The sequence below is a fragment of the Polaribacter sp. L3A8 genome (assembly GCF_009796785.1).
In the GTDB taxonomy this organism is placed as follows: Bacteria; Bacteroidota; Bacteroidia; order Flavobacteriales; family Flavobacteriaceae; genus Polaribacter.
Genome location: NZ_CP047026.1, coordinates 683,881 through 697,343 on the forward strand (window position 1 = coordinate 683,881; position 13,463 = coordinate 697,343).

Annotated in this window: 13 protein-coding genes; 5 read left to right on the top strand and 8 right to left on the bottom strand. The window is 29.7% G+C overall.

All coding sequences use genetic code 11. The annotated features are described in order from the left end of the window. Positions 1–6 precede the first annotated feature (6 nt). The 4 genes from ric to nirK are packed head-to-tail and all read right to left on the bottom strand — an operon-like array spanning position 7 to position 3,696. A complete protein-coding gene (gene ric, locus GQR92_RS02450; RefSeq protein WP_158837634.1) occupies positions 7–729 on the bottom strand; it encodes an iron-sulfur cluster repair di-iron protein in 723 nt (240 codons plus the stop codon). 1 nt (position 730) lies between these two features. Continuing rightward, entirely contained in the window at positions 731–1,447 is a 717-nt protein-coding gene (locus GQR92_RS02455) for an SCO family protein (RefSeq protein ID WP_199269173.1), read from the bottom strand. Between the two features lie 4 nt (positions 1,448–1,451). Next, on the bottom strand, positions 1,452–2,222 hold the full coding sequence (locus tag GQR92_RS02460; protein ID WP_199269174.1) for a formylglycine-generating enzyme family protein: 771 nt from the start codon (positions 2,220–2,222) through the stop codon (positions 1,452–1,454). Positions 2,223–2,241: 19 nt separating this feature from the next. Next, positions 2,242–3,696: a copper-containing nitrite reductase gene (gene nirK, locus GQR92_RS02465; RefSeq protein ID WP_158837635.1), complete on the bottom strand. Its 1,455-nt coding sequence runs from the start codon at positions 3,694–3,696 to the stop codon at positions 2,242–2,244. Positions 3,697–3,837: 141 nt separating this feature from the next. Here nirK and GQR92_RS02470 point away from each other — a divergent pair, with 141 nt between their 5' ends. Both GQR92_RS02470 and GQR92_RS02475 read left to right on the top strand, forming a co-directional pair. Next, positions 3,838–4,272, top strand: coding sequence for an RrF2 family transcriptional regulator (locus GQR92_RS02470; protein WP_158837636.1), 435 nt, complete (start codon positions 3,838–3,840; stop codon positions 4,270–4,272). 7 nt (positions 4,273–4,279) lie between these two features. After that, positions 4,280–5,500, top strand: coding sequence for a hypothetical protein (locus GQR92_RS02475; RefSeq protein ID WP_158837637.1), 1,221 nt, complete (start codon positions 4,280–4,282; stop codon positions 5,498–5,500). Here the strand turns inward: GQR92_RS02475 and GQR92_RS02480 are convergent. Next, positions 5,469–6,905, bottom strand: coding sequence for a pyridoxal phosphate-dependent decarboxylase family protein (locus GQR92_RS02480; RefSeq protein WP_158837638.1), 1,437 nt, complete (start codon positions 6,903–6,905; stop codon positions 5,469–5,471). The genes GQR92_RS02475 and GQR92_RS02480 overlap by 32 nt on opposite strands. Positions 6,906–7,152: 247 nt before the next feature. Here GQR92_RS02480 and GQR92_RS02485 point away from each other — a divergent pair, with 247 nt between their 5' ends. The 3 genes from GQR92_RS02485 (at position 7,153) to GQR92_RS02495 (ending at position 10,799) form a co-directional block, all read left to right on the top strand. Next, positions 7,153–7,899 (top strand): DUF542 domain-containing protein, encoded by a 747-nt coding sequence (locus GQR92_RS02485; protein ID WP_158837639.1) that lies wholly within the window; start codon positions 7,153–7,155, stop codon positions 7,897–7,899. Between the two features lie 72 nt (positions 7,900–7,971). Next, positions 7,972–9,615, top strand: coding sequence for an OstA-like protein (locus GQR92_RS02490; RefSeq protein WP_233269964.1), 1,644 nt, complete (start codon positions 7,972–7,974; stop codon positions 9,613–9,615). A gap of 2 nt (positions 9,616–9,617) precedes the next feature. Next, positions 9,618–10,799, top strand: a complete 1,182-nt coding sequence (locus GQR92_RS02495) for an aspartate aminotransferase family protein (RefSeq protein WP_158837640.1) — start codon at positions 9,618–9,620, stop codon at positions 10,797–10,799. A gap of 215 nt (positions 10,800–11,014) precedes the next feature. Here the strand turns inward: GQR92_RS02495 and GQR92_RS02500 are convergent, their stop codons facing one another. From GQR92_RS02500 to GQR92_RS02510, 3 genes are all read right to left on the bottom strand, one after another. Next, positions 11,015–11,908, bottom strand: coding sequence for an anti-sigma factor (locus GQR92_RS02500; RefSeq protein WP_158837641.1), 894 nt, complete (start codon positions 11,906–11,908; stop codon positions 11,015–11,017). Positions 11,909–11,983: 75 nt separating this feature from the next. Then, complete coding sequence (locus tag GQR92_RS02505; protein WP_158837642.1) at positions 11,984–12,655, bottom strand: Crp/Fnr family transcriptional regulator; 672 nt, start codon at positions 12,653–12,655, stop codon at positions 11,984–11,986. 70 nt (positions 12,656–12,725) lie between these two features. Next, on the bottom strand, positions 12,726–13,421 hold the full coding sequence (locus tag GQR92_RS02510) for a peptidoglycan DD-metalloendopeptidase family protein (RefSeq protein WP_158837643.1): 696 nt from the start codon (positions 13,419–13,421) through the stop codon (positions 12,726–12,728). Positions 13,422–13,463: the final 42 nt, after the last annotated feature.

Genomic DNA, 13,463 nt, shown 5'->3' on the forward strand with positions numbered 1-13,463 from the left:
ATACCTTTATTCCTTATTTTTTTGCTCTAAGAGAATGGCTTTAGGAAACAGAATATTATTTTCTAAATGTATGTGCTGATGTAAATCTTGCTCAAACTCATCTAATTTGGCATACAAGGCTTTAAAAGTATTACACGCTCCTTCTGGTGGAGCATAATTATTAGAAAGTTGGTTTATTTCTTTTAGAATGTCTCCCGCATTTTCATGCTCTTCCTCCATCATTCTAATTGGATTGTTAACCATTCCAAAATGTTGTTTTGGAGTCTTAATACCCTCTTTTTCTGCCTTTACCAATTGCTTAATAAATGGAAATAAAACCGTTTCTTCTTTTATAAGATGAGAAGATAATTCATTAGCAACATCAATAAATAGTTTATTAATCTCAATCACTTCAGTATAATGATGCCCATGAACTTTTGCTACTTTTGCGGCATATTGTAAAATTAAAGGAATATTTTCTGTAACATACGTATGATGAGTGTTTACAATATGATCTACTAAAAAATCTAGTTTCCAGCTATCATAATTATATGCATTAGATGTTGGGTTATTTATGCTTAAGAGTTCTTTTTCCATTTCTTCAAAAGAAACATTGTGTTTTTTACATGCTTTTTCTATTGATATTCCTCCTCCGCAGCAAAAATCTATCCCATGTTTTTTAAATACATCTGCAGTTTTTATATTATACGTAACCACTTCTGCTACTGTATTGTCTTTTGTGATTTTCATTTTAATGAGTATTAATTATTTCTATAATTTTTTTAATTGTTTCTTTATTATCAACACCTAAACCTTCTTGTTGATGCACTAATTCTCCTCCTGGATTAAAAACACTTATAATGTTAGAATGAGAAAAGTCTAAAGGTGAAATCTGTTTGTATTTTACCGCTAAAACATTGGCAAATTCTCTAACACCACTTTCTGTACCTTGTAACAAAGTCCATTGTTGTCTATCTAAAAAATTTTCTTTTGCAAAGGCTTTTAATTTTTTTGGAGTATCATTAACAGGATCTATACTGACTAAAACAAATTCTACCTCATTTTTTAAATCTGTTGGAATTTTGTCTTCAATATTTCTCATATCTGCTGTTAACCTTGGACAAGCAGCTTTACAAGTTGTATAAATCATAACCATTACTAAAGTTTTACCTTTTAGTTCTTTTAACTCAATCTCTTTACCATCTTGTCTATTCCATTTTGTAGTTAAGTTAAAAATAGATTCTTCAGAAATAAAACTAGACAAAATTTTTGTTGCTACTTTAGATGTTGGCATTAATTTCATTTCACAAACAGGACAATTTCCTTTTTCTGAATAGACTTTGTCCCCTTCACATTTCATTGGGCATTGATACGTTACTTTATCAGTTTTTTTAGCTATTTTTTTATCACAAGAAACTAATAATGTAACTGTTACAACCAATAGTAATACATATTTAAGTGTTTTCATTTTTCTATTTTTTAGTATCTTTTACACATCTAAAACCTAAGTTTTTTATGGTGTATTTCGCTTTTAAACTCCCTCTAATTGCGTAACGCATAAACGCTGCATAATTCATTAAATCTGTTGCATTTACAGCTGCACTGCCACAAAATAAATTATTATCTGTGTCTACATCTTTTCTAGACTCTCCAGAAACCAATACCGAATTAAAATCTATAGTCCACTCCCAAACTAAACCATGTAAATCGTACACATTCCAATAATTTTTAAATGTAGACCCTATGGTTTGATTAAACGTTTTTGGCTTTTCATACCAACTTAAAATAAACTGATTATAAGCCTCTTCTCTTCTTGCATCGGGTATGGTTTTATTTGCCATTGCTACATATTCCCATTCATCTACTGTTGGCAACCTTTTTCCTTGATATTCGCAATAATCCTTTGCTGCAAACCAAGAAACTTGCGTAATAGGCGAATTTTCTTTTTGATTTTCACCTAAAATAGTATCCGATTTCCATTCGCGTAAATAGCTCTCATCAGCAAATAACTTAATGACTTTACTTCTTTGCCATTTTGGATATTTCTTTACAAAAGCTACATATTCTTTATTTGTAACAGGATACACATCCATTAAAAAATCATCTATCTTAACATTTAAAGAATCTCTACCATACAAAGGCAAATACTCTCCCCCATTAATTTGTACCATTTTAGATTGACAACTTGTATACGTTGCATTTAGGAGGAATAAACAAATTGTCAATCTTAAAATAGTTTTCATTGAATTTGAATTGAGATTATTAATGACTGTTTTTTACTTCTTTTACAGTGTTTACAGAAACATTGGTTTTATTATTTCCCCAAGAATTATAAACGTAAGTAAGTACATCTGCAACTTCTTCTTCAGTAAGTGTTTGTCTTGTCATTACACTGTTGTATTTTTTTCCGTTTACAGTAATTTCTCCTGTTTTTCCGTGTAAAACAATACCCACCGCTCTTTTAACATCAGCATTTAAATAGTCTGATTTTGCTAAAGGAGGAAACGCATTCGGAATTCCTTGTCCTTCTGCTTGGTGACAAGCAAAACAAGTAGTCATATAAATTTGTTTACCATCAGCTATTTTTTTAGCTAAAGGTTTTTCTACGTTACTTACAGCCACTTTTTTCTTATCATTATTTGGCATTGTTTGAATTGTACCTCCTTCTGGATGGTAAATTCCTTCTTGCTTAACACCAGAATATAATTTTTTATTTTCTTCTCCGGTTACTTTTAACATTCCTAAAGCCCCTTTATTAAAAGCTCTAAAAATAGCATGGTCTACAATAATAAATGTACCAGGTACTTCTACTTTAAACTCTACAATAGCAGCCCCTCCAGAAGGAATTGAAGTTGTTTGCACGTTTTCATTAATCATAGATCCTCCTTCTATATGTACTTTATCAAAGATTTCTCCAATAACATGAAAAGATGATGTTAAGTTTGGTCCGCCATTCCCTACAAATAAACGAACTGTTTCACCTACATTTGCAGTAATAGCGTTGTCTCCTGTTAAAGCACCAACTTTACCATTAAAAACTACATAATCTGCATCTTCTTTAATTGCTTTTGTCATATCAAAAGCTTGTAAACCTTTTTCATCAGTGGCACCTTTTGTATAAAAGTCTCCTTGCATAATGTAATATTCTTTATCTACTTTAGGCAAGCCTCCTTCTGGTTCTATTAAAATTAAACCATACATTCCGTTTGCAATATGCATTCCTACAGGTGCAGTAGCACAGTGGTACACAAACAAACCAGGGTTTAATGCTTTAAAAGAAAACGTTTTTTTATGACCAGGCGCTACAAAAGAAGATGTTGCTCCACCTCCAGGACCAGTTACCGCATGCATATCTATATTATGTGGTAATTTATTATCTGGGTGATTAGACAACGTAAATTCTATTTCGTCTCCTACTCTAGCTCTAATAAAACTTCCAGGTACAGAACCACCAAAAGTCCAATACACATATTGTACACCATCTGTCATGGTTCCTTCTTTTTCAAGAATTTCCATATCTATTAATAATTTCTTTGCGGTTCTATTGCCTACTGGCGCAGGTACAAAAGGCGGTGAAGTTAGTTCTGCATCTATAGTACCTTTAATATAAATGGAAGAATTATCTGCCATTGCTATTTCTTTTTTAGGTTCACTCTTACAACTTGATAGCAGTAAGCTAGATGCGACTAATAAATATACTGTTTTTAATAATTTCATTTTCTTTGATTTTAATGTTAGCTTAATAAAAGACTTTATACTCTTTTTATTTAAAACAAAATTAAACCTCTTCATTATAAATAAAAATGATAATTATCATATAAAAAGATATAAATATCTTTATATTTTTGTAAAAAAATTATGTTAACAAATTCAAGTAAATATGCTATTAGAGCAGTTCTTTATCTTGCAAATAATGCATCCGAAGAAAAGAAAATTGGTTCTAAACAAATTGCTGATGATTTAGATATGCCTGCCCCATTTTTAGCAAAAACATTACAAGAATTAACAAAAAAGGATATTATAAGCTCTGTAAAAGGACCCCATGGAGGATTTTACCTAACAAAGGGAAATGAAAAAAACTCCCTTTTTGATATTATAGACTGTGTGGATGATGCTGACAAACTGAATCAATGTTATTTAGGTCAATTAGAGTGTAGTGATGATAAACCCTGTGTAGTTCATCATTTATATGTACCTTTTAAAACTCAATTAATAGATAAACTTAAAAACAAAACAATTTTAGAAATGGCTAAAGAATTTGCTAAAAATAATAATATCATAAATACTTTATAGTTGAACTATGATAAAAGCTAAAACACAAAGTTTTGTAGCACTTTCTTATTTTTTAATTGCGTCTTCCTTAGGGATTTTATTACGTCTTTTCCCTATAACAGATGTAAATGCAAATTACAGATTTATTGTTCACACACACTCTCATGTAGCTCTTTTAGGTTGGGTTTATATTGGTTTAACAACTTTAATTTTTCATTTATTTATAAAGGAGGAATCAAAAAAAAGGTACACCAAACTGTTTTTATGTACACAAGTAACAATTATAGGGATGTTAGTCAGTTTTCCGATTACAGGATATGCTTTATTTTCTATTATTTTTTCTACCCTGTTTATCATTTGTTCTTATTGGTTTTATGCTTTCTTTAGAAAAAACAACAATTTTAAGAAGGATAGTTATGTCTTTCAATTTATAAATGCATCACTTATATTTATGATTATTTCTAGTGTTGGTCCTTGGTCTTTGGGCATTATTATGAACACTCTTGGCACAACCTCTCATTGGTATAAAAATGCTATTTATTTCTATTTACATTTTCAATACAACGGATGGTTTCTTTTTTGCCTACTTGGGGTGTTTTTACACTTTTTAGAAAAAAATAATCGTGTTATTTCTAAGAAAAAAATTACTACTTTTTTTTGGTTGATGATATTCAGTTGTATCTTTACTTTAGGTTTATCTTTTTTATGGATACAACCACCTATAACAATCTATATTATAGCACTATTAGGTATAGTTACTCAATTAATTACTTTAATACAATTTTATCAAATAATTAAAAATAAAAAAGCATTTTTAAAAAAAAATATATCCCCTTTTCCCTATAAATTAATCAGTTTTGTTTTTGTGTTATTATCTTTAAAAATAATAATGCAAACGATTACTGTAACTCCTTATTTTGCAACCCTATCTTATCAAATAAAAGATTTTGTAATTGGCTATTTACACTTGGTGTTTTTAGGAATTACAAGCCTAAGTATTTTATTTTTTTTACATCAAAATAAACTATTAAAAGTCTCTAAAATTTGGACTGTTATTTATCTGACAGGTTTTATACTTTCTGAAATATTGATATTTTATAAAGGCTTTTGTAATTGGCAACAAATATCAATTCTAAACAACTATTACATTATTTTAGTATTGATATCTGCATTATTACCAATAAGTATTTTAGGGATCTTTATTACTAATATAAAAGCTATTTATTCCACTCCAAAAGAACTTGTTTAGCAGATACTTCGCACTGATCTAAAGTGTCAGTTACATGCTTTAAAGTTGTTTTTGGGTTGATTAAACACATTCTAATAACCACTTGATTTTGTAAAACGGTAGTTACTAAAAGAGCTTCTTTAGAATCGACTACCTTAGAAGAGATTTCTTGGTTTAATGTATCTAATTCTTCTTCTGTTAAATCCTTATTTAGAGGATTGTATCTAAAGTTAATAATTGCTAAAGTTGCAGGAGAAACAATTTCCCAATTTTTACTTTTTCTAAGCGTATCTTCTGTTTTATCTGCTAAATCTATATTGTAGGTAATTGCTTTTTTAAATGCATTTAACCCATAGGTTTTAATGGACATGTAGAATTTTAAAGCTCTAAACCTTCTTGTTAATTGAATTCCGTAATCATAAAAATTAATTTCAGATTCGTTTCCTTCAATATCTCTTAAATATTCTGGTTTTTCACTAAACGTATTGCTTAACCAAGAAGCGTCTTTTACTAATAAACAACCAATTTCGTAAGGCTGAAAAAACCATTTATGAGGATCTACTGTTAAAGAATCTGCACGTTCTATACCACGTAAAATTCTACTTCCTTTTTTAGATAAAATAGCAGCTCCACCGTAAGCTCCATCAATATGAAACCAAAGATTTTCTTTTTCACAAATATCAGCTAAATCGTCTAAAGGGTCTACAGTACCTGTGTTTGTAGTACCTGCAGAAGCAATAATACAGAAAGGTTTTCTTCCTTCTAATTGATCTTTTGCAATTTCATTTTTAAGTTTATTAATGCTAAACTTAAACTCTAAATCTGTAGGAATTATTTTTACCTGCTCTTCCTTAAAACCTAAAACTCTTATTGCCTTAATGTTAGAAGAATGTGCTTGGTCTGATAAATAAATAACTGCATTCGAAAAATCTGGTCCACATTTTATTCTTCTAGCGGTTACTAAAGCTGTTAAATTTGCCATAGAACCACCACTTGTAAAAATTCCCCCTCCTTTTGTTACCGGAAAATCAAACATTTTAAGCAACCAATTTAAGGTAACAATCTCTAGTTCTGCAGCTGCAGGAGAAACAATCCATCCGCCAGAAAAAATATTGAATCCGGTTGCTAAAGAATCTGCCATTGTACTTATAAAGTTACTTGGTCCTGGTACAAACGAAAAAGATTTAGGATGCGTAGATATATTACTATTTGGCAATACATTTTTTGCCACAAAATCTAACACTTCGTCTGCAGGTGTTGCATTATCTGGTGCTTCACTTAAAAAAATAGAGTCCATTTCTTCTCTAGAAGCTTTGCTAACTGGTTTTTTATTTTCTTCATCTGCATAATGGTCTACAATTAGATCTACAATTTTATAGCCATAAGATTGCATTTCTTTTTTTGTTAAATGAAAAGGTGATTTCATGAAATTCTAATTTTTACGCAAATTACAAGAACTTAGAATTCTATTGAGGATAAAACTCAATTTTATTCGAATTTACCTCGATATTTAACAGTCTTAATCATTTTATAAAATTACAGATACCTATTATTTATTTATGATTTAAAGCCTAATATTTCGATAATCATATTGTTTTAACTTATTTATTTGTAATTATTTATAATAGTGACAAAAGTCATTTTTTATTCTTAATAAGTATACCAAATTTGTAATGAATTCAAAGCCTCTTATTGTGAAGGATCTAATGAATAAAAGTGTTGCAACGATTGTTACGAATAACATTAATACTGCCACTGTTTTTAAAAAATATAAGATAGACTTTAGTATTCATGGAAACCTGTTATTATCTAAAGCATGCCACAAAAAAAAGATTAATTTAAAGCAAATTATAAGTGATCTAAATGCGGTAAATAATAAAGTTTATTATTTAAAAGATTATAACTCTTGGGACTTAGATTTTCTAATTGACTTTTTAGTGAATATTCAGCATGAATATAAAGAAGAAAACATCTTATTATTAAAAGAGTACGGAGAAAAAGTAGCGAATCTTTATAGCCAAGAATATAAAGAACTCCTAAAAATTAACCGGTTAATACAGAAAATTGCAGACAATATTCTAGAGCATATGAGAAATGAGGAAAAAACAATTTTTCCGTATATAAAAAAACTGGTAGAGGCTAAAAATAAAAGAACATCAGTAAACACAAATAATTCTCCCTTAAATAGTCCTATAGAATCTATTGAAGATGAGCATGAAAAAGTAACTAAAATATTTAAGAAGATTTCTAAACTAACAAATAACTACAAAATTCCAGAAAACACGTGTATTTCTTTTAAAGTACTATATCTTAAGTTACAACAATTTGAAGAATTATTATTAAACCATATCCACATAGAAAATAACATTTTATTTCCGAAAGCTAAAAAATTAGAAAAATCTTTACTTTTAGATATTTAATTAAACTAATTTTCACTTATCTTTAATAGGTAGCCATTTTCTTTTCATTATTTTTGCGTCAAATTCATCAATTTGAAAAGAATACTTTTATTATTTATTATTTTTTCTTCGCTCAATTCTTTCTCTCAAGAAAAGAAAAAAATTCAATATTACGCAGAACAGCAAGAAGCTGATGAAGAAAAATACCCAGGAGCAACATTATTAATAGGTAATGTTAAAATGATACATGATGGTATTATTTTAACAAGCCAACAAGCATTATACTATAAAGATAAAAACTTCTTTAAAGCTATTGGAAATGTGTTAATTAAGCAAGGCGATACCATTACACAAACTAGTAATTACACCGATTACGATGCCAATTCTAAGCAAGCACTTTCTTGGGGAAATGTGGTTTTAAAAGACCCAACAATGACCTTAACAACAGATACATTACATTTTGATCGATTAAATCAAAAATTATATTACAGAAGTTACGCAACTATAAAAGACGAAACAAATACCTTAAAAAGTAAAAATGGAAACTTTTATTTAGAAGATAAAAAGTTTACAGCAACCACAAGAGTTACCGTGGTAAACCCAGAACACCACTTAGAATCTGATCATTTAGATTATTATACAAACTCTGGACTTACCTATTTATACGGGCCAACAACCATTACAAATACACAAAACGACAATAGAATTTATTGTGAAAAAGGATTTTACAATACCAAAACAGATATCTCTCACTTTGTAAAAAATGCAAAACTCTTTTTAAAAGAAAGAACTGTAGAAGGCGATAGTTTGTATTATGATAAAAATAAAGGTTTTGCTTCTGCAACCAATAATATTCAGGTAATTGATACGGTTCAGAATTTTATCACTAAAGGAAACTATGCAGAAATTTTTGAGTTAAAAGACTCACTTTATATTATAAAACGAGCAGTTGCCATTTCAATTATAGACAAAGACTCTATGTTTATTCATGGTGATACTATTTTAGTTACAGGTAAACCAGAAAAAAGAATTGTAAGAACGTATCATAATGTTAAAATCTTTAAATCAGATTTACAAGGAAAGTGCGATTCTATTCATACAAACCAATCTACAGGTTTAACCAAAATGTTTAAAAAACCTGTAATTTGGTCAGATAAAAATCAAATTACCGGAGATACCATACATTTATTATCTAATGTAGAAACAGAAAAATTAGACTCATTAAAGGTTTTAAATAATTCTTTTATTGTTTCTAAAGACTCTCTTTCTGATAAAAATTACGACCAGATTAAAGGTAGAAATATGTTTGGTAAATTTAAAGAAAACAAGCTACACTTACTGCTCGTTAAAGGAAATGCCGAATCTGTTTATTATAATAGAAATGCCGAAACCCAAGTTTTAGAAACCATTACTAAAGAAATATCTAGTAATATAGAATTCACTTTAGATAAAGGACAAATTGAAACGATAAAATATTTAAAAAAATCTGATGGTAATACCTATCCTCCATCAAAATTACCAGACGATGTTAGAGAGCTACAAGGCTTTATTTGGCGAGAAGATGAACAACCTAAAAAGATGGAAGATATTTTTATCCATGACGATACAAGTAAAATCCCTCTAAAAGAGGATGAAAAAGAGAAAAAAGCACCTGTAATTCTTAAGAATAAAAAGAAGCTTACTACAGAGCTAAAGCCCAAAGCTCTAAAACCTAATAGTTTTCCTAAAAAACAATAATCTTGAAAACAGATTTTTTTAAATACCAAGCACAAACAACTCCTCACCCACTTGCTATTGAAATCTCTAAGGCAAAAGGAAGTTATATTTACGATACTTCTGGTAAAGAATATTTAGACTTTGTTGCCGGAGTATCTGCAAATAGTTTAGGTCATAACCATCCAAAAGTTACAGAAGCTATAAAAAATCAATTAGATTCTTATGCACATGTAATGGTTTATGGCGAGTTTATTCAGCAACCACAAGTAACACTTTGTAAATTATTAGCACAAAATTCTCCAGAGAATTTAAATGCTGTTTATATTACAAATTCAGGAACAGAAGCTACAGAAGGTGCTTTAAAATTAGCAAAAAGAGTTACCAATAGAGCAGAAATAATTGCTGCAAAGAACTCTTATCATGGTAACACCATGGGATCTATGAGTGTTTCTGGAGTAGAACAACAGAACCAAGCTTTTAGACCTTTAATTCCGGGTACAAAATTTATTGGTTTCAATAATGAAAATGATATTGCCAAAATTACCACTAAAACTGCTGCTGTAATATTAGAAACCATACAAGGTGGTGCTGGTTTTATTGAACCTCAAAATGGTTTTTTATCCAAAGTAAAACAACGTTGTATTGAAGTTGGAGCTCTATTAATTTTAGACGAAATACAAACAGGAATAGGTAGAACAGGTACTTTTTGGGGATTTGAAAACTATAATGTAGTTCCAGATATTGTTATTACTGGTAAAGGTTTGGGAGGTGGAATGCCAATTGGAGCTTTTATTTCTTCGTTCGAAATGATGAGCTTATTAAAAGACAATCCTAAATTGGGGCATATTTCTACATTTGCTGGTCATCCTGTAATTTCTGCCGCTGCAGTAGCAACCGTAAAAGAAATTACTGAAAATAACTTTACTAAAGAAGCTTTACGAAAAGAATCACTTATTAGAAAACATTTAATTCATCCTTCAATTAAAGAAATTAGAGGAAAAGGTTTAATGTTAGCTGCTATTTTAGAAACTCCAGAACTAAACGCTAAAGTAGTTTTGAAATGTTTAGAAAACGGATTAATTCTATTCTTTCTACTCTTTGAAACGAGCGCAATGAGAATTACGCCTCCACTTACTGTTACTGATGAAGAGATTTTAAAAGGTTGTGCTATTATTATTGATACTATTAATGAAGTAAACCAATAATTACTTCCTTTTATTAATCTTTAATTAATCAACAACCTCGCCCCAAAGATACAAAGTATGCTTACGAAACATGTTTTTTCATTTCGAAGCAAGCCTATGTGAATTAAACCCTTGGCTATCGCCCTGCGATTAAAAACAGAAAAGAGCAATTATATACATATAATTGCCCTTCAAATAAATCAACCATTAACATAATAGTAGATTATTCTTTTCTGTTATCTAATTACACTTCCTGTTAAAACTGCTAATGGTCCTGCTCCCATAGAAATTACTGTATGGTTTTCTGCATCTGCTGGTACAACATGCGCTAAAGGTTTTAATGCAAATGGTGCAGCACTATTATCTGGACTTGGCTCTACAGAAATTACTACTGTTTTACCTTTTAAATCTGTTGGAAAATCTACACCTGCTGCAGATCCTATAACATAATCTTCTCCTGGATAACCTGGTCCGTTATTTACAGCCCCTTTAAAAGGTGAACTTGCTGCGTTATCATCTGCTGCGTCAACTGCAGTAAATGTACCTGTACTTACTGGTGTTCCATTTAAAACAACCCATCCTTCATATTTCCATCCTTCAGGTAAAGTTGGTAAACTTAAACCTGCAACTGCTGGCTCAATCGTATTATCTAAAAACCAAACTCCGCTTGCTTCATTCGTAGTATCTGCATCGGTTGGCGTTGCTAAAATATATTTACCCCAAGAATTACTAAAATCACCTACAATTCCTGTAGAAGTAACATTTGCAGAATTTCCAGAAAAATCTCCTGCTAAAACTTTAGTTGCTGCTGGCGCTAAAGCTGCTGCTCCGGTTTCTCCTGCTGGCTCAATAGATAAAACAAATGTTGTTGCTGCTTCTAAGTCATCAATTCCTACAATATATGTTTGCGGAAAAGACACACTTGTAAAAGTACCTGTACTTACTGGGCTACCATTTACAATTAACCATCCTTCGTAAACGAAATCAGCTCCTAATTCTTCTAAACCTGTAAAGTCTACTGTTAAACTTCCTGTTGTTGGTAAATTGTTGTTGTTGTTGTCATCATCACTACAAGCTACAAAAGTTGTTGCGATTGCAAATGCGATTGCTAAATTTAAAATTTTTTTCATCTTATTAATATTTATGTTAATGTTGATGACAAAGTTATGCGCTTATTACGTAGTGAAATGTTAGCTAGCTAACACTTATGCAATTTTTTGAAGTAATCTTATTTCTTTTCTATTAAATGTAATAATATTTGCATCTTTTAACTCATTCATTAACACATTTAAATTAGACCTAGAGGTACCAATTAAGGATGCAATATCTTTTTGGGTATAAGGGTGTTCTATTATTTTATCTCCTGTTTTTTCACAATCATGCCCATACTCCTCGCACAATTCTTTCATAAATTCTAAAAACCTAGTTTTAGAATCTTTAAATAAAATTAATTGTAATCTTCTTTCTAATTTTTTAAAACGAAAACCTAAAAATTTATATATTTTTAAACTAAAGGTTTTGTTATCACGCATTAAATCGTGCATAGTGTCTACTCCTATTGGACAAATTGACGTAGATGCATCTACAGATTGGGCAAATTCATTTCTTGTTTCTTCTCCTAAAATGGCTTTTTCTCCAAACAATTCTCCTTTTGTTAAAATTGCTTTTACCACTTCGGTACCATCTTCATTATAGTACCCAATTTTAACTTTTCCTTTTTCTATTAAATAAACCTTACTTGCTGCGTCTTCTTCAAAGTAGATGTAATCACTTTTTTTATAAGCATCAAAATTATGACACTTTTTATATTCTTTAAATTTGTGTGGACAAAGTAGATTAAATAAGTTTACATTATCAAAAAACCATAAGTTATTCATAAAAAATTAATTTAGTTTTGGTTCTTTAATAAGTCTAAAAATGTAGTAATAGCTTACAAAAACACAGAACTTAAATAACTAATTTTAGTAATAAATTGGGGTTAGGACAATTTTTTTGATAAAATGCTATATTTTCTTCGGATGAAACTCCTGGATAATCTCCAAAATTATCTTCTAAATCTCTAATAATTTGAAAATGTAAATGTGGTGCATAATCGCCATTTACAGAAGAACCACCTAAATATCCAATGGTATTTCCCTGTAAAACAGTATCTCCTATTTTTAAGTTTTCTATGGATGCTAACGATAAATGTCCATATAAAGTATAAAACACCTCTTTTTCTATTTGATGTTTTAAAATAATCGTTGGGCCATAGTCTCCATAATTCTCATTATTTTTAAAACTATGTAATTCTCCATCTAAAGCTGCTAATACTTTTGTTTTTTCAGCACACCATAAATCAATACCTAAATGAATGTTTCTCTGTTTTTCTTTAGATTGATTCTTAAAATAAGTACTTCTGTCGTAGATATTTCTTTTTTCTAAATAACCACCAAATGCAACTTCAGCGTTAATTTTTTTGAGAAAAGATTTCAAATATGTTTCCCATTCTGTGGATGAAGAAATATCAAAACTTAATAACTCTTTATTTTTTGATGAAATAGCTATCGGGTAATAATTGTCTAAAGAAATACTTGCATCAATTACAGATATTGGATCTTTTGATATTTGGCTTAAAAAATGATTAAATTTTTCGGTATTCATAAGTAAAAGGAACAAAAAAAACTATGAAGAGTTTTTTATTTA

Coding starts and splice junctions, on each gene's coding strand:
- GQR92_RS02485 (WP_158837639.1), top strand. CDS start 7,153: ATGAATTCAAAGCCTCTTATTGTGAAGGATCTAATGAATAAAAGTGTT.
- GQR92_RS02510 (WP_158837643.1), bottom strand. CDS start 13,421: ATGAATACCGAAAAATTTAATCATTTTTTAAGCCAAATATCAAAAGAT.
- GQR92_RS02470 (WP_158837636.1), top strand. CDS start 3,838: ATGTTAACAAATTCAAGTAAATATGCTATTAGAGCAGTTCTTTATCTT.
- GQR92_RS02480 (WP_158837638.1), bottom strand. CDS start 6,905: ATGAAATCACCTTTTCATTTAACAAAAAAAGAAATGCAATCTTATGGC.
- ric (WP_158837634.1), bottom strand. CDS start 729: ATGAAAATCACAAAAGACAATACAGTAGCAGAAGTGGTTACGTATAAT.
- nirK (WP_158837635.1), bottom strand. CDS start 3,696: ATGAAATTATTAAAAACAGTATATTTATTAGTCGCATCTAGCTTACTG.
- GQR92_RS02505 (WP_158837642.1), bottom strand. CDS start 12,655: ATGAATAACTTATGGTTTTTTGATAATGTAAACTTATTTAATCTACTT.
- GQR92_RS02475 (WP_158837637.1), top strand. CDS start 4,280: ATGATAAAAGCTAAAACACAAAGTTTTGTAGCACTTTCTTATTTTTTA.
- GQR92_RS02460 (WP_199269174.1), bottom strand. CDS start 2,222: ATGAAAACTATTTTAAGATTGACAATTTGTTTATTCCTCCTAAATGCA.
- GQR92_RS02500 (WP_158837641.1), bottom strand. CDS start 11,908: ATGAAAAAAATTTTAAATTTAGCAATCGCATTTGCAATCGCAACAACT.
- GQR92_RS02455 (WP_199269173.1), bottom strand. CDS start 1,447: ATGAAAACACTTAAATATGTATTACTATTGGTTGTAACAGTTACATTA.